27 protein-coding genes are annotated in these 26,057 nt (G+C 71.9%); 14 read left to right on the top strand and 13 right to left on the bottom strand.

Annotation, left to right across the window (positions count from 1 at the left end; genetic code table 11):
- Window positions 1–50: 50 nt before the first annotated feature.
- Window positions 51–1,010, bottom strand: a complete 960-nt coding sequence (locus tag J2S22_RS11970; RefSeq protein ID WP_272776745.1) for a sulfurtransferase — start codon at window positions 1,008–1,010, stop codon at window positions 51–53.
- A 212-nt stretch (window positions 1,011–1,222) separates the two neighbouring features.
- Here J2S22_RS11970 and petA point away from each other — a divergent pair, with 212 nt between their 5' ends.
- On the top strand, window positions 1,223–1,756 hold the full coding sequence (gene petA / locus J2S22_RS11965) for a ubiquinol-cytochrome c reductase iron-sulfur subunit (RefSeq protein ID WP_272776746.1): 534 nt from the start codon (window positions 1,223–1,225) through the stop codon (window positions 1,754–1,756).
- 9 nt (window positions 1,757–1,765) lie between these two features.
- Window positions 1,766–2,176 carry a NifB/NifX family molybdenum-iron cluster-binding protein gene (locus tag J2S22_RS11960; RefSeq protein WP_272776747.1) on the top strand — a complete coding sequence of 137 codons (411 nt, stop codon included), beginning with the start codon at window positions 1,766–1,768 and terminating at the stop codon, window positions 2,174–2,176.
- A gap of 313 nt (window positions 2,177–2,489) precedes the next feature.
- Here J2S22_RS11960 and J2S22_RS11955 read toward each other — a convergent pair whose 3' ends face one another.
- Both J2S22_RS11955 and J2S22_RS11950 read right to left on the bottom strand, forming a co-directional pair.
- Window positions 2,490–2,681, bottom strand: a complete 192-nt coding sequence (locus J2S22_RS11955; protein ID WP_272776748.1) for a YgaP family membrane protein — start codon at window positions 2,679–2,681, stop codon at window positions 2,490–2,492.
- A gap of 196 nt (window positions 2,682–2,877) precedes the next feature.
- Window positions 2,878–3,555, bottom strand: coding sequence for a Crp/Fnr family transcriptional regulator (locus J2S22_RS11950; RefSeq protein ID WP_272776749.1), 678 nt, complete (start codon window positions 3,553–3,555; stop codon window positions 2,878–2,880).
- A 178-nt stretch (window positions 3,556–3,733) separates the two neighbouring features.
- Between J2S22_RS11950 and J2S22_RS11945 the strand changes: the two genes are divergently transcribed.
- Together J2S22_RS11945 and J2S22_RS11940 are read left to right on the top strand one after the other, a co-directional pair.
- On the top strand, window positions 3,734–4,150 hold the full coding sequence (locus J2S22_RS11945) for a DUF3830 family protein (RefSeq protein ID WP_272776750.1): 417 nt from the start codon (window positions 3,734–3,736) through the stop codon (window positions 4,148–4,150).
- A gap of 63 nt (window positions 4,151–4,213) precedes the next feature.
- Window positions 4,214–5,365, top strand: a complete 1,152-nt coding sequence (locus J2S22_RS11940) for an FAD-dependent oxidoreductase (protein ID WP_272776751.1) — start codon at window positions 4,214–4,216, stop codon at window positions 5,363–5,365.
- Here J2S22_RS11940 and J2S22_RS11935 read toward each other — a convergent pair.
- Window positions 5,319–6,203: a TonB family protein gene (locus J2S22_RS11935; RefSeq protein WP_272776752.1), complete on the bottom strand. Its 885-nt coding sequence runs from the start codon at window positions 6,201–6,203 to the stop codon at window positions 5,319–5,321. The two genes, J2S22_RS11940 and J2S22_RS11935, sit on opposite strands and share 47 nt — an antisense overlap.
- A 206-nt stretch (window positions 6,204–6,409) precedes the next feature.
- Here J2S22_RS11935 and J2S22_RS11930 point away from each other — a divergent pair, with 206 nt between their 5' ends.
- The 5 genes from J2S22_RS11930 (at window position 6,410) to J2S22_RS11910 (ending at window position 10,481) form a co-directional block, all read left to right on the top strand.
- Window positions 6,410–8,593, top strand: coding sequence for a TonB-dependent receptor (locus tag J2S22_RS11930; protein ID WP_272776753.1), 2,184 nt, complete (start codon window positions 6,410–6,412; stop codon window positions 8,591–8,593).
- A gap of 213 nt (window positions 8,594–8,806) precedes the next feature.
- Window positions 8,807–9,040, top strand: coding sequence for a hypothetical protein (locus J2S22_RS11925; protein WP_272776754.1), 234 nt, complete (start codon window positions 8,807–8,809; stop codon window positions 9,038–9,040).
- Window positions 9,041–9,050: 10 nt separating this feature from the next.
- Complete coding sequence (locus J2S22_RS11920; RefSeq protein ID WP_272776755.1) at window positions 9,051–9,254, top strand: hypothetical protein; 204 nt, start codon at window positions 9,051–9,053, stop codon at window positions 9,252–9,254.
- A 196-nt stretch (window positions 9,255–9,450) separates the two neighbouring features.
- Window positions 9,451–9,894: a response regulator gene (locus J2S22_RS11915; protein WP_272776756.1), complete on the top strand. Its 444-nt coding sequence runs from the start codon at window positions 9,451–9,453 to the stop codon at window positions 9,892–9,894.
- A 167-nt stretch (window positions 9,895–10,061) separates the two neighbouring features.
- Window positions 10,062–10,481, top strand: coding sequence for a phosphate-starvation-inducible protein PsiE (locus J2S22_RS11910; protein ID WP_272776757.1), 420 nt, complete (start codon window positions 10,062–10,064; stop codon window positions 10,479–10,481).
- 99 nt (window positions 10,482–10,580) lie between these two features.
- On the opposite strand, the gene J2S22_RS11905 is transcribed toward J2S22_RS11910, so the two are convergent.
- From J2S22_RS11905 to J2S22_RS11885, 5 genes are all read right to left on the bottom strand, one after another.
- Window positions 10,581–10,919, bottom strand: a complete 339-nt coding sequence (locus J2S22_RS11905; RefSeq protein ID WP_272776758.1) for a hypothetical protein — start codon at window positions 10,917–10,919, stop codon at window positions 10,581–10,583.
- 176 nt (window positions 10,920–11,095) lie between these two features.
- Entirely contained in the window at window positions 11,096–11,554 is a 459-nt protein-coding gene (locus tag J2S22_RS11900; RefSeq protein ID WP_272776759.1) for a hypothetical protein, read from the bottom strand.
- Window positions 11,555–11,916: 362 nt separating this feature from the next.
- Complete coding sequence (locus J2S22_RS11895; RefSeq protein WP_272776760.1) at window positions 11,917–12,183, bottom strand: hypothetical protein; 267 nt, start codon at window positions 12,181–12,183, stop codon at window positions 11,917–11,919.
- Window positions 12,184–12,294: 111 nt separating this feature from the next.
- Window positions 12,295–14,112 (bottom strand): thiamine pyrophosphate-binding protein, encoded by a 1,818-nt coding sequence (locus tag J2S22_RS11890; protein WP_272776761.1) that lies wholly within the window; start codon window positions 14,110–14,112, stop codon window positions 12,295–12,297.
- A 75-nt stretch (window positions 14,113–14,187) separates the two neighbouring features.
- Window positions 14,188–15,447, bottom strand: a complete 1,260-nt coding sequence (locus J2S22_RS11885) for a lytic murein transglycosylase (protein ID WP_272776762.1) — start codon at window positions 15,445–15,447, stop codon at window positions 14,188–14,190.
- Window positions 15,448–15,751: 304 nt separating this feature from the next.
- On the opposite strand from J2S22_RS11885, the gene J2S22_RS11880 reads away from it, so the two are divergent.
- Complete coding sequence (locus J2S22_RS11880) at window positions 15,752–17,731, top strand: methyl-accepting chemotaxis protein (RefSeq protein ID WP_272776763.1); 1,980 nt, start codon at window positions 15,752–15,754, stop codon at window positions 17,729–17,731.
- Between the two features lie 196 nt (window positions 17,732–17,927).
- Here the strand turns inward: J2S22_RS11880 and J2S22_RS11875 are convergent, their stop codons facing one another.
- Both J2S22_RS11875 and J2S22_RS11870 read right to left on the bottom strand, forming a co-directional pair.
- Entirely contained in the window at window positions 17,928–18,359 is a 432-nt protein-coding gene (locus J2S22_RS11875) for a CBS domain-containing protein (RefSeq protein ID WP_272776764.1), read from the bottom strand.
- Between the two features lie 250 nt (window positions 18,360–18,609).
- Window positions 18,610–19,344: a rhomboid family intramembrane serine protease gene (locus J2S22_RS11870; protein ID WP_272776765.1), complete on the bottom strand. Its 735-nt coding sequence runs from the start codon at window positions 19,342–19,344 to the stop codon at window positions 18,610–18,612.
- Between the two features lie 393 nt (window positions 19,345–19,737).
- Between J2S22_RS11870 and J2S22_RS11865 the strand changes: the two genes are divergently transcribed.
- Window positions 19,738–20,313 (top strand): PAS domain-containing protein, encoded by a 576-nt coding sequence (locus J2S22_RS11865; protein WP_272776766.1) that lies wholly within the window; start codon window positions 19,738–19,740, stop codon window positions 20,311–20,313.
- On the opposite strand, the gene J2S22_RS11860 is transcribed toward J2S22_RS11865, so the two are convergent.
- Entirely contained in the window at window positions 20,314–21,075 is a 762-nt protein-coding gene (locus J2S22_RS11860) for a TetR/AcrR family transcriptional regulator (RefSeq protein WP_272776767.1), read from the bottom strand.
- Between the two features lie 519 nt (window positions 21,076–21,594).
- Between J2S22_RS11860 and J2S22_RS11855 the strand changes: the two genes are divergently transcribed.
- Together J2S22_RS11855 and J2S22_RS11850 are read left to right on the top strand one after the other, a co-directional pair.
- Window positions 21,595–22,209, top strand: coding sequence for a PilZ domain-containing protein (locus J2S22_RS11855; protein ID WP_272776768.1), 615 nt, complete (start codon window positions 21,595–21,597; stop codon window positions 22,207–22,209).
- 587 nt (window positions 22,210–22,796) lie between these two features.
- On the top strand, window positions 22,797–23,414 hold the full coding sequence (locus J2S22_RS11850; RefSeq protein ID WP_272776769.1) for a transglutaminase-like cysteine peptidase: 618 nt from the start codon (window positions 22,797–22,799) through the stop codon (window positions 23,412–23,414).
- A gap of 499 nt (window positions 23,415–23,913) precedes the next feature.
- On the opposite strand, the gene msrB is transcribed toward J2S22_RS11850, so the two are convergent.
- Window positions 23,914–24,327, bottom strand: a complete 414-nt coding sequence (gene msrB / locus J2S22_RS11845) for a peptide-methionine (R)-S-oxide reductase MsrB (protein ID WP_272776770.1) — start codon at window positions 24,325–24,327, stop codon at window positions 23,914–23,916.
- A gap of 233 nt (window positions 24,328–24,560) precedes the next feature.
- Here msrB and J2S22_RS11840 point away from each other — a divergent pair, with 233 nt between their 5' ends.
- The gene (locus J2S22_RS11840) at window positions 24,561–25,886 is read left to right on the top strand and encodes a DUF2336 domain-containing protein (RefSeq protein WP_272776771.1); all 1,326 of its coding nucleotides are present in this window, start codon (window positions 24,561–24,563) and stop codon (window positions 25,884–25,886) included.
- Window positions 25,887–26,057: the final 171 nt, after the last annotated feature.

Here is a 26,057-nt window from a genome sequence, read left to right as displayed (position 1 = left end):
CGGAGACTTTAGGGGAGTCGCGGCCGGAGGGAGAAACGGAATCCGCGTCGTCAGTGCACCGGCTGCTGGGCGGCCGGCAGCGGGCCGGTGGCGCAGCAGGTCTGCGGCCCGTCGCCGGTCGCGACCGGGGTGTCGGGCCGCGACGCCCACACCGACCAGGAGTGCTTGTACAGCCGCACCGTCTCGAAGCCGAGCTCCTTCAGCACCCCGAAGGTTTCGGAGGCGCGGCCGCCGGTCTGGCAGTAGACGATCGTCTCCTTGCGCGGGTCGAGCCCGGCATAGAGCCGGCGCAGCTCGACGCGCGGCTTCAGCGCCATGCCGCGGGTATCGGCCACCTGGCGGCGGACGAGCTTGGCGTTGGCGTCGGGATCGACCCAGTTCCATTCGTAGGGGATGCTCACGGCGCCCGGGATGTGGCCGCCGCGGGCCGCGCGGATGTCGCGCCCCGCATACTCGGCCGGCGTGCGGACGTCGACGATCTGCACGTCGGGCCGGCCGACGCGCGCCTTCAGCTCGTCGGTGGTGATCGACAGGCGCGGGTCGGGTGCGATCCGCACCGCGGCGGGCGTGCGCCGGCCGTCGCCGGTCTCGATGGCGCGGCCGGAGTCGTGCCAGCCTTCGATGCCGTCGTGGAACACGCTGACCTTGCGGGCGCCGAAATACTGCGCGGCCGCGAAGGCCGCGTAGGCGAGCGGGCTGCCGCGGTTGGCGTAGACGACGATCTCGCGGCCGAGGTCGAGCCCGGCGTCCGAGAAGGCGCGCTCGACCCGCATCAGCTCGTTGAACTCCTGGACGGTCGGAAGCCGCAGCGCGCGCTCCGTCTCGGCCACGGTCACGGCGCCGGGGAGGTGCGCCTGGCGGAACGATGTCGCGTCACGCGCGTCCCACACGATCGCCCCGCGGGCGATCGCCTCGGCCACCTGGGCCGCGTCGACGATCGGACCGGCGAACGCCTGGACGGAGAGAAGCAGCGATCCGGCGAGCGCCACGATCCGCAGAAGGGCTGGCACGACGCTTTCCCCCCGTGCTGTGGGACTGGTTGGCCGCACCTTGGGTCGGCCGCGCGAGGCGCGTCGTTGATCCAGATCAGCCGGCGACTCCGGCGCGCGGCTATGGGCCATAACGAAGTGTTGCGGTTGACGGAACATATGCACGTTATTACATAGCATGCATCACTCCGCATGATTTTCGGTGCTTCGCGCGCCGCACGAGGACTTGTGCCATGACCAGCATTGCAGCACCCGATCAGAGTCGTCGCGACTTCCTCTTTCTCGCCACCGGCGCGGTCGGTGCCATCGGGGTCGGCGCGGCCGCGTGGCCGCTGATCGCCCAGATGAATCCCGATCGCGAGACCATCGCCTCGGGCGTGCCGATCGAGGTCAGCCTGGCGCCGATCGCGGAAGGCCAGATCATCAGCCTCATCTGGCGCGGCAAGCCGATCTTCATCCGCCACCGCACCCCGGACGAGATCGCCAAGGAGGAGGCCACCAGGCTCTCCGACCTGATGGATCCGCAGTCCGACGCCGACCGCGTGAAGGCCGGCAAGGCGCAGTGGCTCGTCGTCTATGCGAGCTGCACGCATCTCGGCTGCATCCCGCTCGGCAAGCAGGGCGACTGGGGCGGCTGGTTCTGCCCGTGCCACGGCTCGCAGTACGACGCGTCCGGCCGCGTCCGTCACGGGCCGGCCGCGACCAATCTTCCGGTGCCGCCCTACGCCTTCGTGGACGACACCACCATCCGGATCGGCGAAGCGTGAGGTGACGAGATGCGTGTCGCGGTGGCGAGCGACGACTTCCAGAACGTGACGGGGCATGCCGGCAAGGCGAGCCGCTTCCTGGTGTTCGAGGCGGACGACGGCGTGCCGCCGCGCGAGGTCGCACGCCTCGACCTGCCCGGCGATCTCACCATCCACGAGTTTCGCTGCGACGGGCCGCACCCGCTCTTCCAGGTGAAGGCCGTGATCGCCGGCAGCGCCGGCGCCGGCTTCGTCCGGCGCCTCGCCGAGCACGGGGTGCAGGCGGTGCTCACGACGGAACGCGATCCGGCGACCGCGGTCGCCCGCTGGGCGGCCGGCACGCTCGCGGCCGCCGCCGCGCAGTGTCACGATCATGGTCACGACCACGACCACGACCACGGTCACGGCCGCGAGGGCGGCTGCAGCTGCGGCTGCGGCTGATCTGCGGGCTGGCCGTCTCCGGACCCCGGCGCGATGCATCGTGTCGGGGGCACCGGAGGTGTGTCGCGCGCGCGACAACCGTCACGTCCCGAGGGCACGCGGCACCGGCATCACGTCGCCGGTGGCAGGCGCGAGCCGTCCGACAGAGCACGGTGCGACGGTGTCGGACGCGACAGATCGAACAACGACCGCGCGAAAACGACAGTACGAAAATGACTGTGCAATAACGACTGTGCAAAAACGACAATCGCCGAACGGGGGGATGGACCCGTCCGGCGGTCGTGGGCGTCTCCGGTGATAGGCGCGGAGCCGATCAGCTCTTGGTGGCCGGGCAGGTGCTGATGCCGAACACCGTGTAGGCCGGGCAGTAGGCGACGGCCGCGGTGAACAGCGGCAGAAGGCCGATCCAGGCCCACACGGGCCCGCCGGTCAGCGCCCAGTAGACCAGGCCCAGTCCGACGATGGCGCGGATCGCGCGGTCCATCATTCCCATGTTCTTCGTCATGTCCTTGTCCCTCGCTCGGTTCGATGCAATTCGATGAGGCGGAGACGTAGGCGCATCGGCGCCTGTCGTCTGTGACGAAGTCACGGTGACGAGGGATCCCTTCGCCGTCACCGTGACAGCGATCTCTCCGATGGTGGCATTGTAGCGCAGCTCGGCGCGTGCCGTCGCGGTTTTTCGGACGGCTGCGACGAAACGATCACGCGTCGGCGTCGCCGGCGGCGCCGCGCAGGGAGGCGGCGTTCCTCACCTCGATGCGGTTGCGCGCCAGCGACACCCAACCGCGCCGCTCGAACGCCTTCAGATGGCGGCTCACCACCTCGCGGGCACTGCCGATCTCGGCGGCGAGCTGCTGATGCGTGATCGAGAGCGTGCCGCGGTCGGCGGCGAGCGCGAGCAGGCGGGCGGCGAGGCGGGATTCGATCGATTCGAAGGTGACGTTCTGAATCACCCGCATGAGGTCGGCCATCCGCTCCGCATGCGCCAGGAACACGAAGCCGCGGAAGCGCGGCGAGCGGCCCATCAGGTCGTCGAAGGTGGGGCCCGGCAGGGCGACGGCCTCGACCTCGGTCTCGGTCACCGCATAGGCGCTGTAGCGGTCGGCGGCGAGCAGCGCCATGGTGGTGAGGATGCAGATGCTGCCCGGACCGAGCCGGTAGAGCACGATCTCGTTGCCGTCCTGGTCGAGCTGGTAGACCCGCACGCTGCCGCGGGTGACGAACAGGAACGCCCCGCACGCCTGCTGCGGCTCGAACACCGTGGTGCCGGCCGGCAGGGCCGCCGCCGCGGCGCGCGTGGCCAGCATCCCGCGCTCCGCCTCCGGCAGACCGGCGAGCGGCGGGAACAGGGCCATCCAGGTGTCGCCGCGTGGGTTCATGCGAGGATCCTCGTCGTCCGGTCGAGGTCTACCAGTGCGGACCGGCCCGCCTCAAGCGCGGGCGGCGGCGGGGCTGGCATCGCGGCCCGAGGTCCGCTACCAAGCGGGACCCACGCGGCGCCGTCGGCGCACGCCCGACCTTCGACTTTTTCCAGCCTGCACGGATTCGAGCCCCCAGATGAGCGACCTCCTGAAGATCACTGCCGGTCCCTTCACGTTCGACGCGCGGTTCGAGCGCGCCGCCGCGCCCAAGACCTGCGCGGCGTTCGAGAGCCGCATGCCCTATGTCAGCAAGGTGGTGCATGTCCGCTGGAGCGGCGAGGGCGTGTGGATCCCGCTCGGCGACTACTCGTTCGGGGTCGACTACGAGAACCACACGAGCTTCCCGGCGCCGGGCCAGTTCATCCTCTATCCGGGCGGCCTCAGCGAGACCGAGATCCTGCTCGCCTATGGCGGCGTGCGTTTCGCCAGCAAGGTCGGCCAGCTCGCCGGCAACCACTTCGTCACCATCACGTCGAACCTCGACAAGCTGCCGGAGCTCGGCAAGCTCGCCCTGTGGGAGGGCGCCCAGCCGATCCGCTTCGAGAAGGCGTGAGGCGTCGCGACGAATTCTGATCCGGGCCGGGGTCGCGGCCGGCCGGCGTGCTAGGCTCGCGGCATGCCAGAGCCAGACGCCCGAGAGCCGCTCGACCTCGTGCTGGTCGGCGGCGGCCACGCCCATGTCCAGGTGCTCGGCGCCTTCGCGGCGCGACCGGAGCCCGGCGTCCGGCTGACCCTCGTCACCCGCGATCTCGCGACGCCCTATTCGGGCATGGTGCCGGGCGTCGTCGCCGGCCGCTACACGGCCGCGGAGGCGCATGTCGCGCTCGCTCCGCTCGCCGCGCGGGCCGGCGCCCGGCTGGTTCACGACAGTGCCGTCGGTCTCGACCGCGCCGCCCGGCGGGTCCGGCTCGCGGCCGGGCCGCCGCTCCCTTACGGGCTCGTCTCGCTCGACGTCGGCATCTGCCCCGATCTCGCGGCGATCGACGGCGCCGCCACCCACGCGATCGCCGTCAAGCCGATCGGCCGCCTGCTGGAGAAGGTCGAGGCGCTGCGGGAGCGCTGCCGGGGGCCGGGCAGGCCGCGGCGGATCGTCGTGGTCGGCGGCGGTGCCGGCGGGGTCGAGCTGATGCTCGCGCTGCGCGCCCGCCTCGTCGCCGACGCCGCCGAGGACGGCCGCGATCCGGGCCGGCTCGGCTTCGCCCTGGTGACCGCCGGGACGCTGCTCGCCACCCACAATGCGCGGGTGCAGGCGGCGCTGCGCCGGGCGCTCGCCGCGCACGGCGTCGTCCTCTACGAGCACTGGAGCGTCGCGGCGGTCCGGCAGGACGCGATCGTCGCCGACACCGGCGACCGCATCCCGGCCGACGCCGTGCTGGTGACGACCCACGCGGCGGCGCCGCGCTGGCTCGCCGACACCGGCCTCGCGCTCGACTCCGGCGGCTTCGTCGCGGTCGGGCCGACGCTCCAGTCGGTCGGCGACCCCGACGTCTTCGCGGCCGGCGACTGCGCCGCCCTGATGGAGACGCCGCGCGAGAAGGCCGGCGTCTACGCGGTGCGGGCCGGGCCGCCGCTCGCCGCCAACCTGCGGGCGCGGGCGCGCGGCGAGCCGCTGCGCCCATGGCGGCCGCAGCGCCGCCATCTGGCGCTGATCGCGACCGGCGACGGCCGGGCGGTCGCCTCGCGCGGCGCCTTCGCGGCGGAAGGCGCCTGGCTGTGGCGTCTCAAGGATTGGATCGACCGCCGCTGGATGCGCCGCTGGCCGCGGTGAAGCGGATCGGCACCACGAAGGACAGCGCCGCCGCGGCGAGCTCGGCCGGCGGCACCGGCAGCGGCGAGGCGCGGTCGAGCAGGGCGAGTGCCTCGGCGTCGAGCGCCGGCGAGCCCGAGCTCGTCGCGATCGACCGGCTGACGACCCGGCCATCGTGGTCGATCGTGAAGGCGACCCGGGCCGTGCCGGCGCGGCCGCGCGCCGCCGCCGGATAGCGCTTCTTCCGGTTCAGCTCGGCCAGCAGCAGGGTCTGCCAGCGGGTGACGACCGCCGGCGGCACCTGCGCCACGCTGCCGGGGGCGGCCGCGGCGGGCTTCGGGGCCGGCTGCGCGGCGCTCGGCGGTGCCGTGGCGGCCGGCGGCTCCTCGGCCGCGGGCGGCGGTGGCGGAGGAGGCGGGGGCGGCGGCCGGTCGGGCTCCGGGATGCCGTCCGGGTCGATCGGCTTCTCCGGCTCCGGCGGCTTCTCCGGCTGCGGCGGCGGCTCGATCGTCTCCGCCGGCGGGGTCTCGGCCGGCGGTTCCGGCGGCGGGTCGGGCGGGGTGACCTCGGCGGCGGGCGGGGGCTCGAGGGGCGGCGGCGTCTCGGCGGCCGATTCGGCGGTCGGGCCGGGGGCGAGGTCGGCCGGCGCCGCCTCGGGGGCCGCCGCGACGACGGCGAGCTCGATGACGATCACCGGGGCGCCGCCGTCCTCGGCCGGCGGGGGTGCCGCCGGACGCGCGAACAGGGCGCCGGCCACCGCCGCATGCAGGGCGATCGCGAGCAGGACGGCGGCGCGCCAGTGCGTCGTGTCGCCGGGCGCTGGAGCGGCCGGCTCGTCCCGTTGCGCAGTGAGGGTCATGGGAAAGCCGGACGCGCAGAAATGCCACCGGCGGGGCCGGCGGTCGGGGGTGTGTCGACTCGATCACAGCAGGGCGCCGATCGGCGCAGAGGCCGCACACTGCCGTTGACGAGCAGGGTCATGCCAAACGTAATAACATAACAAGTTCGATGCAGGGAACCCGGAAAATGAAGGTCGCTCGTCTCTGGCTCCTCGGAGCCGCCAGCATGCTCGTTCTCGGCGGCGAGGGCCTCGCACAGACGGCGGGCGACCTGCCCGCCGTCACGGTGGCACAGCCGAAGCCGCGGCCCAAGCCTGCCCCCACGGTGCGCGCGCGTCCCCGCCCGCGACCCGCGCCCGCGGCGACCGCGACCCCGGCCCCCGCGGCCGCGGTCGCGGCGCCCGCGGTGCCGTCCGGACCACGCTGGAACGAGCCGGTGACCACCGCCCTGCAGGGAACGCCGGCCGGCGTGCAGGCCACCTCGACCGGACCCGCCACCACGGCGACCGAGAGCCAGATCATCCGCGACCCGGCCGCCCAGCTCGGCGACGTGCTGTTCACCCGCCCCGGCGTCACCTCGACCACCTTCGCGCCCGGCGCCAGCCGGCCGGTGATCCGCGGCCTCGAATCGGTGCGGGTGCGGGTCCAGGAGAACGGCATCGGATCGCACGACGTGTCGGATCTCGGCGAGGACCACGGCGTGCCGATCGACCCCCTGGCGTCGAAGAAGATCGAGATCATCCGGGGCCCCGGCACGCTGCGCTACTCGTCGCAGGCGATCGGCGGCATCGCCAGCGCCTCCAACGACCGCATCCCCGACGTGCTCCCGCAGCAGGGCATCCACGGCGAGATCCGCGGCTCCGCCGCCACCGTGGACAAGAGCTACGACGGCGCCATCCTGCTCGACGCCGCCCACGGCAACACCGTGGTCCATGTGGACGCCTTCGGCCGCCGCGCGCTCGACTATCAGATCCCGGGCGGCGTTCAGCTCAACAGCAAGCTGAACAACAGCGGCGAGTCCGCGGGCGTCACGCGCTTTTTCGACAACGGCTTCGCCGGCTTCGCGATCCAGCACTACGAGAGCCTCTATCACGTCCCCGGCACCGAGAGCGCGGAGAACGACACGCGCATCAAGATGAACCAGACCAAGGTCACGGGCCGCGGCGAGTGGCGCATGGACGGCGGTCCGTTCGAGGCGTTCCGCTGGTGGGTCGGCGCCACCAACTACAAGCACGACGAGATCGGTCTCGGCGAGGACGGGGTGGACGCCGTCCGGGCGACCTTCGTCAACCGCCAGCAGGAGGCGCGGGCCGAGCTGGCCCACGTGCCGGTCGTGACCGGGCTCGGCCTGCTCACCGGCGTGATCGGTGCCGACACGGGCCATCGCGACATCGACAGCGCCGGCGAGGCGGGCGGACTGATCGGCCCGAGCACCACGAACCGGGCCGCCGCCTACGCGCTCGAGCAGCTCCGTTTCGCACCGACCTGGTCGGTCGTCGCGGCCGGTCGCATCGAGTACGTGAAGGTCGACGGCACTGCGACGACGTTCTCGGCGCTGCTGCCGCCCGCCGACATCACCTCGGCGGACACGTCGCGCGACTTCCTGCCGGTCAGCGTCAGCGCCGCGCTGGTGAAGGATCTGCCGTGGGACGTGACGGCGAGCCTGACGCTCGAGCACAAGGAGCGCGCGCCGGGACCGCTCGAGCTCTACGCCAAGGGCGCCCACGACGCCACCGGCACGTTCGAGATCGGCGACGCCAACCTGAAGAAGGAGAAGATGAACGCCGTCGAGCTCGGGTTCAAGAAGCAGACCGGCATGTGGCGCTTCGAGGCCAACGCCTACTGGCGCTATTTCGACGGCTACATCTTCCGTCAGTTCACCGGCAACCGCTGCGGCGAGGAGTTCGACACCTGCGGCGACCCGGACGGCGAGTTCCTGCAGGTCACCTACACCCAGCTCGACGCGGACTTCCGCGGCGTCGAGCTGTACTCGCAGGTCGACGTGGCGCAGCTCTTCGGCGGCATCGTCACGGTGGAGGGACAGTACGATTATCTGCGCGCCACCTTCACGGACGGCACCAACGTGCCGCGCATCCCGCCGATGCGGCTCGGCGGCGGCCTCTCGTGGCGCGACGCCAACTGGCTCGCCCGCGTCAACTTCATCCATGCCTTCGCCCAGGACGACCCCGGCGAGAACGAGACCGCCACGCCCGGCTACAACCAGCTCAAGGCGGAGCTGAGCTACACCGGCAAGATCCTCGATCCGCGCTCGCCCTTCACCGGCTTCACGGTCGGCGCGGTCGGCGACAATCTCCTGAACGACGACATCCGCAACAGCGTGTCGTTCCGCAAGGACGAGGTCCTGCTGCCGGGCCGCAGCTTTCGCGCCTTCGCCACGCTGCGGTTCTGATCCGCGGCGGGCGGCCGCCCCACGACCGCCGCCTTGTCATGCAAAGCGGGCGCGCGCCCCTGCGCGCCCGCCGGGAGGTAGGGCGTTCCTCCCGTCGCCGGTTAACCACTTCGCAATCCTACGAAGCGGGCTGATCCCGATTTTCGCCATACGAGGAGGATGATTCACTTCCGACCCTGATGCTGGTGGGTGGTTCGCGAAAGGACCAGGTCGATGTCGACCCCCGACGACACGATGTCATCGCCCGCGCTGTGCGCCGTCTGCGACGAAGCGCTGGCTCCGGTCGCCACCCCGTGTGCGGCGACGCGGCGGAAGACGGCGGCGCTTCTCGTCTGCCGCACCTGCGGAACCCGGCAGCCGCACCCGGCCGATCGGAGCGGCGCCTATTTCGACGTCGTGATGCGGGTGCGGGCGCATCGTCCGGCGCCGCGCCGCCGGGCCCACTGAGGAGCCGGCGATGGGCGGGCCCTGTCTCACGCTCGGTTTCGTTCCGCTGGTCCGCACCGTCTCGCGCGCCCGGGCGCGGTGGAGCGTGGTCGCGGCGCAGTGCCGGCGCAGCCTACTCTCGCTCGCCGACCCGTACCGGCCGGAGGCGCACTACATGCGCGGCCCGGGCCCCAAATGGCACGCCAAGCACGGCGGGACGGGGGCGCCGGGCTGATACGGCGGGGCGACGCGGCGGTGCGCCGCGGTCCGCTCCCCGCGGTGGTGGCGGCACGCCCCACGGAGGTATTCGCCCGAACATGTCTTTGTATTTCCGCGGATACTCTTTGTCGTCCGCGTCTACATTTCGTTTGCAACTGTACTGGTAAACGAGACAAGCGGACGTCGCCCGCCCGATTCGGAGGACACCCGTCTTGCCCGTTTCCGCCTGCCCGCCGAAGCCCGCGCCGCAACGTGCCCAGTCCAGGAGAACCGTCCTCGTCATCGACGACGACGCCACCACCCGCACCATCATCTGCCGGGTGGCCGACCGGGCCGGCCTCGCCGCGATCGGGGCCGCGACCGTGGAGGACGCGGAGCTCCTGCTCGGATCGCACGCCTTCGACCTGGTCACGCTCGACATCAATCTCGGCCCGCGCGGCGCGCACGACGTGCTCGATGCGCTCGCCAGGCTCGGCTTCGACAAACCCGTCCTGGTCGTCAGCGGCATGGACGAGGCGAGCGTCCGGGCCGTCGCCGAGACGGGTCGCAGCCGCGACCTCGATCTGCTCGCGCCGCTGACCAAGCCGATCGATCTCGCCGCCCTGCGTGCGCGCTTCGAGGCGGCCACCCCGCAGTCGATCGCGCGATCCGCGTAAGCCTCGCGATAGCGGCGGCGGCGCTTCGGCCGACGGCGTGGCGCCGCTGCGGCCTGCGACCGCGGGCGGGCTTGAGCCCGGGCTTCGTTCCGCTCCACCATGCGATACCGGCGGGCCGCGAGGTCCTCCGGATTTTCCGGCGTGGCCGCCAGCAAAGGCTGATCGATATGGTGAAGACGAATTTCCGCACCGGCCTGACCAGCCGGGTCATCCATCAGGTGGAGAACGCGTTCCTGCTCGGCATCGCATTCTTCACCGTGGTGGCGATGGCCCAGGAGGTCTACGCCCTCGTCCTCGGCATCAAGGTCGCGCTCGAGGACCTGCTCCTGATGTTCATCTATGTCGAGGTCCTCGCCATGGTCGGCGTCTATTACGACAGCAAGAAGATCCCGATCACGCTGCCGCTGTTCATCGCCATCACGGCGCTGGCGCGGCTGGTGATCCTGCAGGGCAAGGATCAGCCGCCCGTCAATCTGCTGTACGAGAGCGTCGCCATTCTGGTGCTGGCGGCGGCCTGCGTCGTCATCAACTACCGTCAGCCGCCCGAGCGGGCGGAGCGCAGCCGGGGCGGCGCCGAGCCGGAATAGCCCGCATATGACAGCGGGATGACGAAGGTCGCCGATTTTCGCACCGCACAGCGACCGGACGCCGCAACGGTACGGTGATCCCGGCCGTCGAGTCGCCCGCTATACTTCGCCGATTGAACGGTCGCCGGGATGATTGGGCTGGCTGCCCGGCGGCACTCTGCCGATGCGAACGATCGTCGCGTCCCGAAGGGGCGCGTGTCCCGATCGCGCACCGGTGACATGCGGCAGGAGGCCAACATGACGGAGTTGGACGACCGCGGCCGTCCGGTCGGGCGGCGCGAGTCGCGATCCGGGTCCGATCGGGCCGACGCCGTCGCAGCGCCCGGCGAGATCGATGGCGGTCGCGACGACCGCCGGTCGGAGGACCGGGCCGGCCTCGCGCGCGCGCTTCTCGATCTCGTGGTCGACGAGATCATCGGCCGGCTGAAGCGTCGCCATCCGGATCCGCCGGCGAGGGGCATGGAGCCGCGACGGCGGCGCGGCCGGAGCAGCGGCGAGGCGGCGCCGGCGTCGCCCGGCCGCCGCCTGCGTCGAATCGTCAAGCGCGTCGCCGCGAGCGCACGCCGGCGCGACGGGTTCTGACGCGACCGCGAGCGAACCGCGGGCCGTGCCGGTCAGGGCCGGTCGGGCCGGTCCGCCTCGCACGCGGCGGACGCCGACGGATCCGGCGGGACGTGCAGCGAGACCAGGAGCCGGCACACCGCGAGCAGCGACGAGGCGGCGACGTCGGGACGGCCGAAGTCGATCATCATCTGCGCCGTGACGATGCGCATCGGCACGTCGACCATGATGGTGACTCCGTCCGGCTCGCCCTTCAGGGCGAGGATGTGCGACTTGCCGAAACGATCCGCCAGCGCCGTGAACGCCTCGCGCAGTGCCGCGAGCGCGGCACGGGCCCGTGGGCGGTCGCGCTCGGCGATGGCGAGCAGGGCGGCGCGGTTGCGGGCCTCGGCGTCGCCGACCGCCGCGTTGTAGAGCGCGAGGTCGTCGGCGACCACGCCGCCGCCGGGCGCCGCGACGGCGGCCGCCACGGTCGCGGCCATGACGATCAGGGCAGTCGTGACTCGTCGCATGGCGCGGCTCGGTCTCGCATCGACGGGGATGTGCACCGGCGGCTCGCCCGGTGCGGCAGGCGACCCCCATCTTAGCGGCCTCGGGCCGCCGCCGTCCGGGCGAGCGGCGTCATGGTGAACGGAGCGCTATCGCGGCCGGAAGTCCCTCGCCATACTGGCCGCCGGTCGCGCGCGCCGCGGCCGCCACCCCCGTCCGATCCGCGCCTTCTGGCCCTATGGCGTAGAGGCCAACCGGACGACGCTCGACGCCTTCCTGCACCATCACCACACTCAGGGGCTGTCGTCGCGACGCCTGTCGGTCGACGAGCTGTTCCACCCGTCGACCTGGGCAACCTTCAAGTCCTGAGGCGAGACCCGCCGGATCACTCCGGCTTGCGCAGCTCGTCCTGCAGCCGGACGATCTCGGCGCCGATCATCTTGTAGAGGTGGCGCAGCGCGGCGAGCTTGGCCGCGCTGATGAAGCGCGTCTGTGAGTTGCGCGGATGGACCGGCCGTGGCTCGACGATGTCCAGCTCCGCGAGCGGCACCTGGAACTCGAACCACTGGGTGGCGGCGGTCAAATCCGGCCGGTCCGAGAAGCGCGCGTGGACCGCAGTTTCGGACACCAAGGTGGTGGCGACCAGTCCCATGGCGACCTCCCCTTCGAGGTTATTCTAACGCAACCGCGATAGTCCTCAAGGGTGAGCGTCGAAAACGGCGGACCGGCCGACGGCACGATCGCGCGCCGCCGGCCGGAGGCATTACGGCGCCCGGGTGAGCGCTGCCGCGACCGCCCCGTAGCCGGGCTCGACCCGCACGTCGACGACCACGACATCGCCGGCCCGCGCCGCCGCGACGGCCTGGGACAGCGTCGGGGCGAGGGCGTCGCCGCGCCGCACCGGGCCGAATCCGGTGGCGCCCTGCGCCCGCGCCATCGCGGCGAGGTCGATGTCGGGATCGTCGATGCGCTGGCCGATCCACTTGTTCTCGACCGGCCGGCCGCGCATCAGCGCGACCCGCTCCTGGTGGACCTCGTCGTTGTAGAAGGAGCGGTTGTTGGCGACGACGATCAGCAGCGGCAGCCGGTAGTGCACGGCGGTCCAGATCGCCGTCACGCCCATCAGGAAGTCGCCGTCACCGCACACCGCGACGGCCAGCCGGTCGGTGTCCTTCAGCGCCAGCGCCGCCCCGACCGCGAGCCCCGGTCCGGCGCCGAGGCCGCCGCCGCCGTCCGAGCCGAGGAAGTCGAGCGGATGGCGGAACGGCCACCACTGGCCCTGCCACGAGATGGTGGTGTGGGCGAGCGCCGCCGGCGCGTCGCCGAGCGCCGCCCGCAGCGTGCGGGCGAGGTTCTCCACCGAGATCGGTCCCTCGGCCGGCGCCGGCGCGCCGGCCGCGGGCGCCACGGGGGGCGCCAGCGCGGCCGCCGGCCTGGCGCGGTCGCCGAGCGCGGCGAGCAGCGCCGCCACGGTGGCATCCGGGTCGGCGGCGATCATCAGGTCGACGGGCGGCAGTCCCTGGTGGTCCATGCTCCAGCCGTTGTGGAGCTGGTGGTCGAGCGAGGCCTGGATCACGGTCGCGGCCGGCGGGGCGCCGAGGGCCTTCAGGGTGCCGGCGAGGTCGATCCAGTCGAGGCTCAGGATGACGTCGGCCTCGCGCATCGCCGCCGTCATCGCCTCGCCCGGGAAGGTCGCGGCCGGGAAGGCGTGCAGCGGGTGGTCGGTCGGAAAGGCGGCGGCGGCCTTCAGGTTGGTCGCGACCCGGGCCTGCAGCGCCTCGGCCAGGGCGACGCGGCGGTCCCAGGCGGCGAGGTCGCGGGAGACGCGGCCGGCGAGGATCAGCGGCCGCTCGGCCCTGGCGAGGAGCGCGGCGGCGCGCGCGACGGCGTCCGCCGGCGGCCCGGAGTCGATCGCCGGCACGAAGCGCGCCGTGTCGAGCGGGGGCAGGGGGGCCGGCAGCGGCGCCTCCTGCAGCTCGACGTCGAGCACCACGTAGGTCGGTGCCTTCGGGGTGCTGTTGGCGAGCCACCAGGCGCGCATCAGCGATTCCCGCGCCGCGGCCGGCGAGGACGGCTGGTCGTCCCACTTGGTGTAGTGACGCACCAGGGCGGCCTGGTCTCGCGCCGTGTGGATCCACTCGATCCACGGCCGGCGCCTGGCGGCGTCCATCGGGCCGGTGGCGCCGAGGATCAGCATCGGCATGCGGTCGCACCACGCGTTGAAGATGCCCATGGTGGCGTGCATCAGGCCGACATTGGAGTGCACCGCGACCGCCATGGCGCGGTCCGTCACCTTGGCCCAGCCGTGGGCGATCGCCACGGCCGACTCCTCGTGCAGGCAGAGCAGCATCTGCGGCGCCGCGTTGCCGAGATGGTTGACCAGGCTGTCGTGCAGGCCGCGATAGCTGGCGCCCGGGTTGAGGGCGATCCACGGAATGTCGAGGCTGCGCAGCATGTCGGCGACGACGTCGCTGCCGAACTGCGGGGCGTTGCTGCCGCCGCCGGCGGGGCGCTCGACGGCGGAAGGTCCGGCCTCTGCGGCCCGGGAGGCGGGCCGGCCGGAAACGTCATGGGAGGTCATCGATCGGGGGTCCTGCACTGAAGGGACGCCAAGCAAATCCGATCGCGTGACGCGGCGCAACAGAGCCGACGGTCCTCACCCGCCCTGGCGCAGGCGGGCCAGCACCTTCAGGCCGGCATAGCCGTCGACCTCCATCCCGGTCCTGCGCTGGAACGCCGCCACGGCCCGCATGGTGTCGCGGCCGACCCGGCCGTCGGTGCCGTCGGTGTCGAAGCCGGCGGCGGTGAGGCGGCGCTGGATCTCCTGCACCTCGGCCAGCGTCGGGGTGCGCTCGCCGCCCGGGAAGGGCTGGACGAGCGGTCCCCGGCCGCGCAGCCGGTCGGCCAGATGGACGATCGCCAGCGCGTAGGAGAAGGCCGGATTGTACGAGTAGATCGACTGGAAGTTCCGGCCGATCAGGAAGGCCGGGCCGCCGGCGACCGGCACGGCGAGCCGGACCTGGTGGCCGGGATGGGCGAAGGCGGCGCCGTCGGCCCGGGTCACCCCGAGCTCGGCCCACTTCGCATAGGACCGGTAGGTCTTGCGGTCGGCGAGGCGGCTGTTGAAGCCGGCCGGCAGCCGCGCCTCGCATCCCCACGCCTCGCCCTGCTGGTACTTGCCGCGCTGCAGCAGATAGCGGGCGGCGCCGGCGAGCGCGTCGTCGGGCCGGCCGAACGGCGAGATGCGTCCGTCGCCGTCGAAATCGACCCCCATGTTGAGCCACACCTCGGGCATCCACTGGGTGTGACCCATGGCGCCGGCCCACGAGCCGATCATCTCCTGCGGCGTGCCCCAGCCGCGGTCGACGATGACGAGGGCGTTGAGCAGCTCCTGTTCCCAGTAGGCGCGGCGGCGCGGCTCGCCCCAGGCGAGCGCCACCAGGGCCGGCAGCACCGGGCGCATGTACTTGCGATTGTCGATGACGTCGCCGTAGCTCGACTCGACCCCCCACAGCGCCAGCACGATGAAGCGGTCGACCCGGTACTCGCGCTCGATCCGCTCCAGCAGTGCCTTCTGCTCCACGGCGCGCTGCCGCCCGGTGATGATGCGCCAGTCGGAGACGCGCCGGTTCAGGTACTGCCAGAGCGCCTCCTGGAACTCCGGCTGGGCGCGCTGCAGGGCGTAGACGCTGGTGTCCGGCTTCAGGCCGGTCATCACCCGGTCCCAGGTCGCCTCCGAGATGCCGCGGCGCAGCGCCTTCGCCCTGAAGGCGGCGCGCCACTGCTCGAAGGACGGGCTCGCCGCGACGGCGGCGGCCGGGGCGGCCGCCACGGCCGCGAGACCGCCGACGCCGAGGAGAAGGCGGCGACGGGTCAGGGTGTCGGGTCCGGCACTCTTCGGGTCGTCAGGGCGCACGTGGTCCTCCCGGGCGATTCGAGGAAATCCTAAGGGGTTTCGGCGCGGTTGGGAGCGGGTCGTGAAAAAACGTCGAAAATCGCCGTGCGGCTAGCCCGAAAACGGTGGGGAAGCGGAAACCATCCGGCACGAATACGTCGAAACTCGCATTTCACGAGAATATTCGTGACGAGCTCGTGCAGCCTGAAGGTAATGAAATGCCGGCAAAATCACGTCGGCCACAGTGCGGCGGCTCTGCAACAACAGGTTTTTAACCCAGGCATGGGAGGACTAGTCCGTCGCAGTCGGAATACCGGGGCCAACCATGTCGCTTCCTTCCTTCCGCATGAGCCTTCAGCTGAAGATCGCGTCGATCGGCGCCGTGGGTCTGCTCGGCCTCTGTTTCGTCGGTGGATTCTATCTCCTCGGCGCGAGCACGCAGGAGCGCTACGAGCGCGCCGCCGACCGCGCGAGCGCCGTCGCCACGCTGGCGACCGGGGTCTCCGCCGCGATGTTCCAGGCCCGCGACGCCGAGAAGGAGTTCATGCTGACCGGCGACGAGATGCGGCTGAAGGATCACGAGCAGGCGGTCGCCAAGTTGCTCGCCGGCTTCAAGGACCTGCAGGGAAAGCTGGCCGAGATGGGCGAGGCCGATCTCGCCGAGAAGGCCGGCAAGGCGCGGGCCGGCATGGAGCGTTACGCCGGCCACTTCGCCACCGCGGTCGCCGCCAAGCGGACCATGGGCCTCTCCAACGACGGCGGCCTCGAAGGGGCGCTGCGCAACACGGTGCGGCAGATCGAGAACGAGCTCGACAAGTTCGACGACGCCCGTCTGGTCGCCGGCATCCATCCGGTGCGTCGCTACGAGCGCGAATACATGCTGCGCCAGGACGGCCTCTCGCAGACCAGCTTCAAGAAGGCGCTGGCGGCCTTCGTCAGCTCCTTCCAGTCGGCCGCGCTGCCGGCCTCGACCAAGAAGCAGATGCTCGATCGGCTGACCTCTTACGAGCGCGACTTCAACGAATGGATCAAGGCCGCCGAGGCGATCGAGCTGGCCACCACGCTGACCAAGGTCGAGTTCGGCAACGTCTCCCCGGTGGTCGACCAGATCAAGACCTCGCTCGACAAGCTCTATGACGACGCGACGGCCAAGAACGCCGAGGCGCGCGAGGACACCCGCCGGCAGATCCTGATCGCCATCGGCATCGCCTTCGTGGCGGTGGCCGCGATTGGCTTCCTGATCGGATCGAGCCTCGCCCGGCCCCTGAAGGCGATGACCAAGGCGATGCGCGAGCTCGCCGAGGGCCACATGGAAGTCGCCCTGCCGGGGCTCGGCCGTCGCGACGAGATCGGCGACATGGCCAAGGCGGTGGAGCGCTTCAAGGTCGTGGCGGTCGAGAAGGCGCGGCACGAGGCGGAGGAGCGCGAGGAGGCCTCGCGCGGCGCCGCCGCCGCCCGGAAGGTCGAGATGACCAAGCTCGCCGACGGCTTCGAGTCGGCGGTCGGCAACATCGTCGGGATGGTGTCGAGCGCGGCCAGCCAGCTCGAGGCGGAGGCGCGTCGCCTCACCGCGACGGCGGAGACCACCCAGCGCCTGTCCAACACGGTGGCGAGCGCCTCGACCCAGGCCTCGGCGAACGTCCAGACGGTCGCCTCCTCGGCCGAGGAGCTCGCCGCGTCGGTCGCCGAGATCGCCCGCCAGGTGCAGGAGTCGAGCACCATCGCGGCCCAGGCGGTCGAGCAGGCGGTGCGCACCGACACCCGCATCAACGAGCTGTCGCAGCTCGCCAACCGGATCGGCGACGTGGTCAAGTTCATCACCGCGATCGCCGAGCAGACCAACCTGCTCGCCCTCAACGCCACCATCGAGGCGGCGCGCGCCGGCGAGGCTGGCAAGGGCTTCGCGGTCGTCGCCCAGGAGGTCAAGGCGCTGGCCGCCCAGACGGCTAAGGCGACCGACGAGATCTCGGCCCAGATCAACGGCATGCAGGCGGCGACCGCGGACTCGGTCGCGGCCATCAAGGAGATCGGCCGCACCATCAACCGGGTGTCGGAGATCGCCGCCAACATCGCCGCCTCGGTCGAGCAGCAGGGGGCGGCAACCCAGGAGATCGCCCGCAACGTCCAGCAGGCGGCGCGCGGCACCACGGACGTCGCCAACAACATCGTCGACGTCAGCCGCGGCGCCAGCGAGACCGGGTCGTCGTCGGCCCAGGTGCTCACCGCCGCCAACTCGCTGACGCGCGAGAGCGAGCATCTCAAGACGGAGCTGCAGCAGTTCCTGAGCACCGTGCGGGCCGCCTGAGAGCGCCTCGGCACGTCCGATCACCAGGCCCCGGCGTCGGCGACGCCGGGGCTTTTTCGTGGGTCGGGGATCGCGCGGTCGGCCCGGCGCGGCGCGCCGATCCCGAACCGAACTCTCAGGGGACTTGGAATCCGAGCTCGCGGACCCGCGGTCCGCGCTCCCGAATGACGGTCACCGGGGCCTCCGGCAGCGCCCGTCACGCCGTGCGGATGTAGTCGCGCAGGGCGTTCGACTCCTGCTCCATCTGCTCGAGCCGCGACTTCACCACGTCGCCGATCGAGACGATGCCGACCAGGCGGTCCTGCTCGACGACCGGCACGTGGCGGAACTTGCCCTCGGTCATCTGCTGCATCAGCTCGCCGATGGTGTCCTGCTGGCCGCAGGTGACCACCTTGCGGGTCATGATCTCGGAGACCGGCGTGTCCAGCACGGCGGCGCCGTGCGTCGCGATCGCCTTGACGATGTCGCGCTCCGACACGATGCCGATGGTGCGGCCTTCGGTCCCGGTCACCACCGCGGCGCCGATCCCGCGCTCGGAGAGGAGCTTCGCGGCGGCCCCGACCGCCGCGGCGGGGTCGATGGTGACGACATCGGTGCCCTTGCGGGCGAGAATCGTCCTGACGGTCACGTCTGCCTCCCTGGCGCCCGCCTGTCGCGGCCGGCGCATCTGCCGTTGACCGGCCGCAGGGGCGGGGACTGGAGCGACAAGCCCGAAGGCCGCTCTCCGGTTCCCGGCGAACGCGACCGATGGGGTGATCATCCGCCGTTTCGGAGAGGCGGGCAAGGCGGCGCTGCACGGCAGGGCTGCAGGGTGGCGCCGTTCCGGCGGGACGGTGCCGGCCGGCAGTCCCGGCCGGCGGGTGCGGCCCGCTGCCGGATCAGTCGGCGGCGCGCGGCAGCGGCACCGGGTCGAACACCGGGAACAGCAGCAGTCCGGCGACGAATCCGCCGATATGGGCCTGCCAGGCGACCGGCTGGTCGACCCCGAGCATCCCGACGGAGCCCAGCCCGAACAGGATGTTGAGCCCGAACCAGACGATCAGGAAGCCGAGGATGCGGGGATCCTTCAGGGTCGCGGCGAGCGGGGCCGCCGGGACCAGATAGGCGGTGTGGTCGGTGTTGCGGAACACCCCGAGCGGCCCGCCGACCTGGAAGACGAAGCGCATCGCTGCCGCCATGAAGCCGGAGATCGCCGCCGAGGCTCCGATCATCGGCAGGAGCTCGCCGGCATGGGTCGCGAGGTGGAGCAGGGCGCCGGCGGCCGCCGTGGCGGCGAAGAAGGCGACGAAGCGGGCGGTGCCGAAGCGGCGCGCCACCGCGCTGCCGAAGGGCAGCAGCCACAGCACGTTGACGCCGAGATGGGTGAGGTCGCCGTGGAGGAAGGCGTAGGAGACGAAGGTCCAGATGTCGGCCGCGAGCCCGCCCGGCAGGGCGATGTCGATTCCCGGCAGCGGCGCGTAGCGGGCCGGGATGAAGGCGAACAGCAGCAGGAAGTCGACGTCCTGGGACGGCGTCAGCACCAGCTCGCGGAACGCGTGCACGAGGCCGAACGCAGCGATCAGGCCGGCGATCACGGTCGGCAGGTTGAGGATGGGCTCGGTGCGTCGCGACATGAAGTCCCTGGGTGGCCCGCTCTGATAGGACGTGCGTCCCGCCGCTGCAAGCGGGGCGCGCCGGGGGCTCCGAAGAATTTTCGTGTGAACAATGAGGACAACCGCCCAAGCTCTTCGCTGCACGTCGAAATGCCGCAGCCGAGCCGGCCGCGGCCGAGCCGCGCGGAGGCGCCACGGGTGGGGGAGCCGGGCCGTCCGGGCGCGTCGGCGGGCCGCCGACCGGGTCGGCGTTAACCTTGATCGGACGTAAACGCCCGGGCCGCAGCGGCAGCAGCTAAGAAAGGCACGGGGACTGCTGCGGGGGCCGAGTCGGGGCGGACACCAAAGGCGATCGTCCCGAGTCCGGACAGGTCGCCGGGGCTTGGCCCGCTGCGACCCAGCAGATCGAGCGCCATGAAGCACCCGTCGAGCCGCGAGCTGTTCCGTTACTGGACGACGCTGCGCGGCGTCCGGGCGGCGCCCGATCGCGACGAGCTCGACCCGGGCGCGCTGCGCAAGGTCCTCGGCGACAGCTTCGTCCTCACCTTCGATCCCGCCGGCGGGTATCCGTTCCGGCTCGCCGGCACCCGGCTGTGCGGGCTGTTCGGCCGCGAGCTCAAGCACGCGCCGTTCGTCGAGCTGTGGGACGGGGAGAGCCGGGCGCTGGTGCAGGCGCTGCTCGCCGGGGTCGCCGACGAGGCGGTCGGCATCGTCGCCGGCGCCGTCGGCCTCACCGCGTCGGAGCCGCCGCTGCCGCTCGAGCTGGTGCTGCTGCCGCTGGCCCACCGGACCTCGCTGCACGAGCGGCTGCTCGGGCTGCTGGCGCCCGTGCAGGTGCCGTACTGGCTGGGCATCGAGCCGGTGCGCGCCGTGCGGATCGGCACCTTCCGCAATCTCACCCCGGGCGGCGCGCCGAGCCTCGTGCCGGCGCCGGTGCCGGAGCGGCGGCGCCCGCGCCTCGTCGTCCTCGAGGGGGGCCGGGCGCCCTGATCAGACGGCCGGCGGCGGGACCGCGGACGGACCGGGCTCGTAATAGCGCAGGAACATCTCGACCGCGTGGCCCACGACGCGCGCGATCTCCGCCGCGCTCGGGGGGGCGTCGACACGCCGGTAGAGTCGCGGCCGCAGCAGGCCGGCCTGGCACAGCTCGCTGAACTGCCACGAGGCGAGAAGCGTGTCCTCCACGGCCAGGAGCCCGCGCCGGGTCATCCGCTCGAAGTAGTCGGCCAGGATCGAGATTCCGCACCCCGGCCCCTCGGTGAAGAAGCCGCGGCCGACCTCCGGCATCCGCTCCGTCACCCCGAGCACCACCCGCTGGACCCGCACCGCCCAGTCGGAGGTGAGCAGCGTCATGTAGGCGATGCCGAAGCGGGTGAGCGTGGCGCGGATGTCGGGACCGTCGTCGATCAGCGAGAACAGGTCCTCGATGTGCTTGTGGCGCTGGTCGGAGATCAGCGCGCAGAACAGCTCCTCCTTGTGCTCGAAATACACATAGAGGGTGCCCTTGGAGACGCCGGCCTCGCGGGCGATGTCGTTCATCGAGGCGGCGTCGAAGCCCATGGCCGAGAAGATCCGGGCCGCCCCCTCCAGGATCTGCCGCCGCTTCGCCGGATCGGTTCCGGCCGGCGGCCGGCCGCGCCGGACCTCGGGGCGCGCGGCGGCCGGGCTCGGGCAGCCCGGCGGGGACGGGGGGAGAGCCGGGTCGGTCGGGTGGCGCGTCGCCGTGGCCGCGCCGTGGGGATCCTCGCTCATGGTGTTCCTCGGGCCGCGCCGGTGCGTCCGGCGCATCGCCAAGCTGGCCGGCCCCGGCCGTGCGCCGGAACGGCGGGGCAGGGGCACGCATAGCTAAAAAACGAACCGAACGGTTCGGTTCTCTCTTGATATCCCGGCTCGGATCGGTTAGTCAATCGAACCGAACGGTTCGGTCATCTCCCTCTTCGACCGGCCGCCGGCGGACGCGGTGCTGTCGCCCCCCAGCTCCGGACGCGTCCGTCGGGCCTGCGTTGCGCGGGCGGACCCCATGCCTTCGGGGTCCGGCCTTGCCCGCGCCAGCGGCGGAGCGGCTGCCCGAGACGTCCCCCTCGGCGCCGCTCCGCTGCCCCCTTGGTTTCCCCTCGCCGTCCGCTCGTTCGATTCGACCCGCCCGCGGGGCGCGGCGCGTGCCGGCATCCTCCGCCCGGGCTACGACGGCGGTGCGGCCGGCCGCGTCCTCAAGGGCTCGTTAACGCTCCGCCCCTAAGGTCGGGGGACACGTTCGGGAGAATTCGATCGATGGCACTGGCGGAGCGCAAGGCGAGTCTCCGGGCGCTCGCCGACGAGCGGCGTCGGTTCCAGCGCGTCACGGTCAACCTCCTCGGCCGCTACATGCTGGCCGACCGGCGGGAGTATCCCTGCCAGGTCGTCAACATGTCGCCGGGCGGGCTCGCGATGATCGCGCCGGTCGCCGGCGCTCAAGGCGAGCGCGTCGTCGCCTATGTCGACCATGTCGGCCGGCTGGAGGGTGCGGTCACCCGCATCTTCCCGACCGGCTTCGCCATGACGTTCTCGGCGACACCGCGCAAGCGCGACAAGCTCGCCGCCCAGCTCACCTGGCTCGCCAACCGCGACATCCTCAACCTGCCCGAGGATCGCCGCCACGGCCGCTTCGTCCCGCACAATCCGTTCACCCACATCGTCATGCCGAACGGGCTGAACCTGCGGGTGCGCATCATCGACGCGTCGCTGTCCGGCGCGGCGGTCGCCACCGATCAGAAGCCGGCGATCGGCGCCCTGATCATGATCGGCAAGATCCAGGGCCGGGTGGTGCGCCATCTCGAGGAAGGCTTCGCGGTCGAGTTCACCCGGCTGCAGCATCCCGACTTCATCGAGGAAAGCCTGCACCCGTAGCGGTCCAGTCCGCCACGGTCGGAGCGGGAAGGCACCTGGGGTCCGCATACGGCCGGGCCCCGCGCACCGTCGCGGAGCAACCGCGGAAAGGCCATGCGCCGAGAGCCCGCGGCCCGAAGCGACGGATCGTGAGATTCCCGAGCTGCGCCCCGCCGGCACCGAAGCGCGTCTCGACGGCGACGGCCCGGGTGTGACGAGCGGGCTGCTCGCGGCCGGAACCGGTCGAATCCTCCACCTCTGGTAAACAAAGCGTGCCGCGCGGAGCGCCGCTCCGGCAGGCCGGCTGCATCGCGCCGCGCGGCAGAGGACCGCCCGCCGCGCCTCGCCGGGGCCGCGCCGTGGCGACGAGGCGAATGCGGCCGGGGTGGGGCAGGGCGGTCAACCCCTTGTATTGCCATCGCTTCTGCATCGATCGATAAAAATTGAATCAAATCCGAGTAGTTATGATTTTACGAGAAGTTTCGCTTCATTTGAATTGAATGAATAGAAGTATTGTCGCAGTATTGGATCGAGTTTAAACGATCGACTTAGCGGCAATTCAAAGGTTGTATGGGACATTCGACCCTGTGAGGACGGAGGGGTCGACAATGAAATGTCCCAGACGAGGTCTGGCTGCCGTATGGACCGCCGCTCTGGTCGGGGTCCTGGTCGGGCAGGCCGAAGCGCTCGACCGCCCTCTCTACGCCTCCGTGCACGACACGGCGCGTCCGCCGATCGGCTGGGTTTCGTTCTGCGCCGACCGGCCGCGCGACTGCGCCGCGGCCCCGTCCACCCCGCGCGACGTGGTGCTGTCGTCGCGGGCCTGGCGCGACCTGGTGCGCGTCAACCGGTGGGTCAACGAGACCATCAAGCCCCTGACCGACATGGATCACTGGGGCGTCGTCGAGAAGTGGTCCTATCCGGACGACGGCTACGGCGACTGCGAGGACTACGTGCTGCTGAAGCGGCGCATGCTGCTCGACGCCGGCTGGCCCCGCGAGGCGCTGCTGATCACGGTCGTGCGCGACCGCAAGGACGAGGGCCACGCGGTGCTGACCGTGAAGACCGACAAGGGCGAGTTCGTGCTCGACAACCAAGTCGACGAGATCCTCGCCTGGAACGACACCGGCTATCGCTTCGTGAAGCGCCAGGCGCAGTCGGACCCCAACACCTGGGTCGCGCTCGGCGACGGCCGCCCGGCGGTGTCGACCGCCGCGCCGCGGTAGTTCGAACCACGGGGATGCCCCCGTGAACCTGTCGCCCCCGGGCGACGACCAAGGATCAGGAGTTTCGCAGTCCGGTCACGTCCCCACCCCTCCCCGTCCCAGACCGGGTTGCGCGCGGCCGACCGTCCCCCAACGGTCGGCCGCACCCTTTTTCGGGCCTCGCGCGAGCGGGGCCCTTTTCTCGTGTGCCGTGCGGCCGACCGAGCGCACCGAGGATGCCGCCAAGTGACTGGCGTGATGGCTCCCGACCCAGAAATTCGGCGGCGCGGTTGCCGCGCTCCGAAACGGGACTCGTGTCCCGGGCGCGGCGCATCGCGCCGTGGCCCGTGACCCAGGGCGGTCGGACGGGGCGGCGCGAGGATTCCGTGCCGTGGCGCACGCGGCCCCTGCCCGGCGGCGCATCAGGTCTCCGACCTGACGCGCCTCGTCCGGGGCACTCAGCCGCGAGACGGGGAAGCCGTCTCGCCCCTCCGCGGGTGTCCCCCCGCCCATGTCAGACTCACTCCGCCTCGAAGGTCAGCGCGACGCCGTTGATGCAGTAGCGCAGGCCGGTGGGGGGCGGGCCGTCGGGGAAGACGTGGCCGAGATGGCTGCCGCAGCGGCTGCAGTGGACCTCGGTGCGCACCATGCCCCAGCTGCGGTCGGTGTCGGTCTCGACCGAGCCCGGCACCGGATCGTTGAAGCTCGGCCAGCCGGTGCCGCTCTCGAACTTGGTCTTGCCGACGAACAGTCGCTGGCCGCAGCCGGCGCACACGAAGGCGCCGGGGCGCTTCTCGTGCAGGAGCGAGCAGCTGCCGGGCGCTTCGGTGCCGTGCCGGCGCATCACCTGGTACTGCTCGGGGGTGAGCAGGCGGCGCCACTCCGCGTCGGTGCGGGTCACCGGGAAGGTCTTGGTGGCCGTCGGGGTATCCATCGGGGGTCTCCTGCGGGCGCCGGCGCGGCGCGACCGCCTTCATGTAGGGGCGCCGGCGCGGCTTCGCACCGGTCCGGCCGTTCTCGGCGGTGCGGCGGTGTTCGGCGCGGCACCGCCCCCGTGTGCCGCACATTGATACAAATCCTCCGCGTTCACTTTACGGAATGTCATGACCGTGATGGCAGGGTTGCATCGGTGGGGGTCGCAGTGGCGGTCCCGACGGGAGTGTGGCCATGACGCAGAACCGCCAGTACCCGCGTTACCTGACGCTCAAGATGGGTCAGATCACCGGCGAGGACCTCGTCCGCGACTGTGCGGTCCTCAACGTGTCGCGCGGCGGCGCCTGCGTCCTCGTCTCCGACATCGACAGCCTTCCGGAGACGTTCAGCCTGTCGTTCGACGGCGACACCCGCGAATGCGCCATCGCCTGGCGGGAGCGCCACCGGGTCGGCGTCGCCTTCACGGACGGCGAGCTCGACGAGAGCCTGCTGCCGGACCCGCAGGCGCTGCGCAGCGCCGAACGGGGCGACGACGTGCTGCGGGTCGCCGAGCTCTTCCTGCGCGGCGTCCACGCCTACACGGAGCAACAGCTCGAGCTGTTCGACACGGTGATGCACCACCTGCTCGACAACACCACCGACACCGCCATGGCGCAGCTCAGCCTGCGCATCGCGCCGGTGCAGCGGCCGCCCGTCAAGGTGATCCACCGGCTCGCCGAGGACGACGACATCACCGTGTCGGGTCCGGTGCTGGAGCGCTCGCCGATCCTGGCCGAGGATTTCCTGGTCCGCATCGCCCGCTCCAAGAGCCAGGGGCACCTCCTGGCGCTCGCCGGCCGCATCATGGTGCCCGAGAAGGTCACCGACGTGCTGGTCGAGCGCGGCGACACCGCGGTGACGCACCGCGTCGCCGCCAACGACGGCGCCCAGATCTCGCGCGGCGGCTTCCAGCGGCTCGCCGGCCGCGCCCGCCAGGACGAGGAGCTCGCCAAGCACATCGTCCATCGCCGCGAGCTGCCGGCCGACATGTTCGCGGCGCTGGTGCGGCTCGTCGCCGAGCCGGTGCGCCAGCAGCTGCTGCGCGATCCCGATCCGGACGTTCGGCGCCGCATGGCGCAGTGCATGATCCCGCCGGCCGAGACGGCCGAGGAGGAGGAGAAGCCGAACCGTGCCGTCTCGCGCACCCGGCCGACCGAGAAGGACCGCGAGGACAACACCGCCACGCTGCGCAGCCAGCTCGTCGCCGCCGCCCGCGACGGCCGGCTCGACGACACGACCGAGGCGCTCGCCCGGCTCACCCGTGTGCCCGCCGAGGCGGTGCGCAATCTGGTCCGGCTCGGCTTCGAGGACGGCGCCCTGGTGCTGTGCAAGGCCGCCGGGCTCGGCTGGCCGGATGCCAAGAGCGTGTTCACGGTGCTGATGACCCGCAACGCCCGGGTCGACTACAAGGCGGCGTTCGAGCGCTACATCACCGTCTCGGGCGACGCGACCGAACGTGCGGTGCGCTATCTCAAGGCCCGCAAGGCGCCGTCGACGACCGAGCTGCGCCGCATGCTCTGAGTCGACGGCTCGGCCGGAGCCGGTCGGCCGCACCGATCGGGCAGGGACATCGAACGAAGGGCCGCTGCCGCCGCAGCGGCCCTTCGCCCGTTCGGTCCGCCGCGTGCCGGGGACCAATCGCCGTCGCGGCCGGCTCGCGCCGGCCGACGGCCCGTGGCGGCCGGGAGAGGG

This window comes from Rhodoplanes tepidamans (assembly GCF_030813915.1).
GTDB classification, from domain to species: domain Bacteria; phylum Pseudomonadota; class Alphaproteobacteria; order Rhizobiales; family Xanthobacteraceae; genus Rhodoplanes; species Rhodoplanes tepidamans.
Note: the sequence above shows the minus strand (reverse complement) of the source record. Positions and strands in the feature narration are given on the sequence as shown.

Bases quoted from the DNA above. Each gene is read 5' to 3' on its own strand.
- J2S22_RS11910 (WP_272776757.1), top strand. From the start codon at position 10,062: ATGGTGAAGACGAATTTCCGCACCGGCCTGACCAGCCGGGTCATCCAT.
- J2S22_RS11935 (WP_272776752.1), bottom strand. From the start codon at position 6,203: ATGACCCTCACTGCGCAACGGGACGAGCCGGCCGCTCCAGCGCCCGGC.
- J2S22_RS11905 (WP_272776758.1), bottom strand. From the start codon at position 10,919: ATGGCGACGCTTCAGCCGGCCGATGATCTCGTCGACCACGAGATCGAG.
- J2S22_RS11950 (WP_272776749.1), bottom strand. From the start codon at position 3,555: ATGAACCCACGCGGCGACACCTGGATGGCCCTGTTCCCGCCGCTCGCC.
- J2S22_RS11945 (WP_272776750.1), top strand. From the start codon at position 3,734: ATGAGCGACCTCCTGAAGATCACTGCCGGTCCCTTCACGTTCGACGCG.
- J2S22_RS11850 (WP_272776769.1), top strand. From the start codon at position 22,797: ATGAAATGTCCCAGACGAGGTCTGGCTGCCGTATGGACCGCCGCTCTG.
- J2S22_RS11920 (WP_272776755.1), top strand. From the start codon at position 9,051: ATGGGCGGGCCCTGTCTCACGCTCGGTTTCGTTCCGCTGGTCCGCACC.
- petA (WP_272776746.1), top strand. From the start codon at position 1,223: ATGACCAGCATTGCAGCACCCGATCAGAGTCGTCGCGACTTCCTCTTT.
- J2S22_RS11940 (WP_272776751.1), top strand. From the start codon at position 4,214: ATGCCAGAGCCAGACGCCCGAGAGCCGCTCGACCTCGTGCTGGTCGGC.
- J2S22_RS11880 (WP_272776763.1), top strand. From the start codon at position 15,752: ATGTCGCTTCCTTCCTTCCGCATGAGCCTTCAGCTGAAGATCGCGTCG.
- J2S22_RS11855 (WP_272776768.1), top strand. From the start codon at position 21,595: ATGGCACTGGCGGAGCGCAAGGCGAGTCTCCGGGCGCTCGCCGACGAG.
- msrB (WP_272776770.1), bottom strand. From the start codon at position 24,327: ATGGATACCCCGACGGCCACCAAGACCTTCCCGGTGACCCGCACCGAC.
- J2S22_RS11860 (WP_272776767.1), bottom strand. From the start codon at position 21,075: ATGAGCGAGGATCCCCACGGCGCGGCCACGGCGACGCGCCACCCGACC.
- J2S22_RS11895 (WP_272776760.1), bottom strand. From the start codon at position 12,183: ATGGGACTGGTCGCCACCACCTTGGTGTCCGAAACTGCGGTCCACGCG.
- J2S22_RS11840 (WP_272776771.1), top strand. From the start codon at position 24,561: ATGACGCAGAACCGCCAGTACCCGCGTTACCTGACGCTCAAGATGGGT.
- J2S22_RS11900 (WP_272776759.1), bottom strand. From the start codon at position 11,554: ATGCGACGAGTCACGACTGCCCTGATCGTCATGGCCGCGACCGTGGCG.
- J2S22_RS11930 (WP_272776753.1), top strand. From the start codon at position 6,410: ATGCTCGTTCTCGGCGGCGAGGGCCTCGCACAGACGGCGGGCGACCTG.
- J2S22_RS11925 (WP_272776754.1), top strand. From the start codon at position 8,807: ATGTCGACCCCCGACGACACGATGTCATCGCCCGCGCTGTGCGCCGTC.
- J2S22_RS11865 (WP_272776766.1), top strand. From the start codon at position 19,738: ATGAAGCACCCGTCGAGCCGCGAGCTGTTCCGTTACTGGACGACGCTG.
- J2S22_RS11955 (WP_272776748.1), bottom strand. From the start codon at position 2,681: ATGACGAAGAACATGGGAATGATGGACCGCGCGATCCGCGCCATCGTC.
- J2S22_RS11870 (WP_272776765.1), bottom strand. From the start codon at position 19,344: ATGTCGCGACGCACCGAGCCCATCCTCAACCTGCCGACCGTGATCGCC.
- J2S22_RS11960 (WP_272776747.1), top strand. From the start codon at position 1,766: ATGCGTGTCGCGGTGGCGAGCGACGACTTCCAGAACGTGACGGGGCAT.
- J2S22_RS11890 (WP_272776761.1), bottom strand. From the start codon at position 14,112: ATGACCTCCCATGACGTTTCCGGCCGGCCCGCCTCCCGGGCCGCAGAG.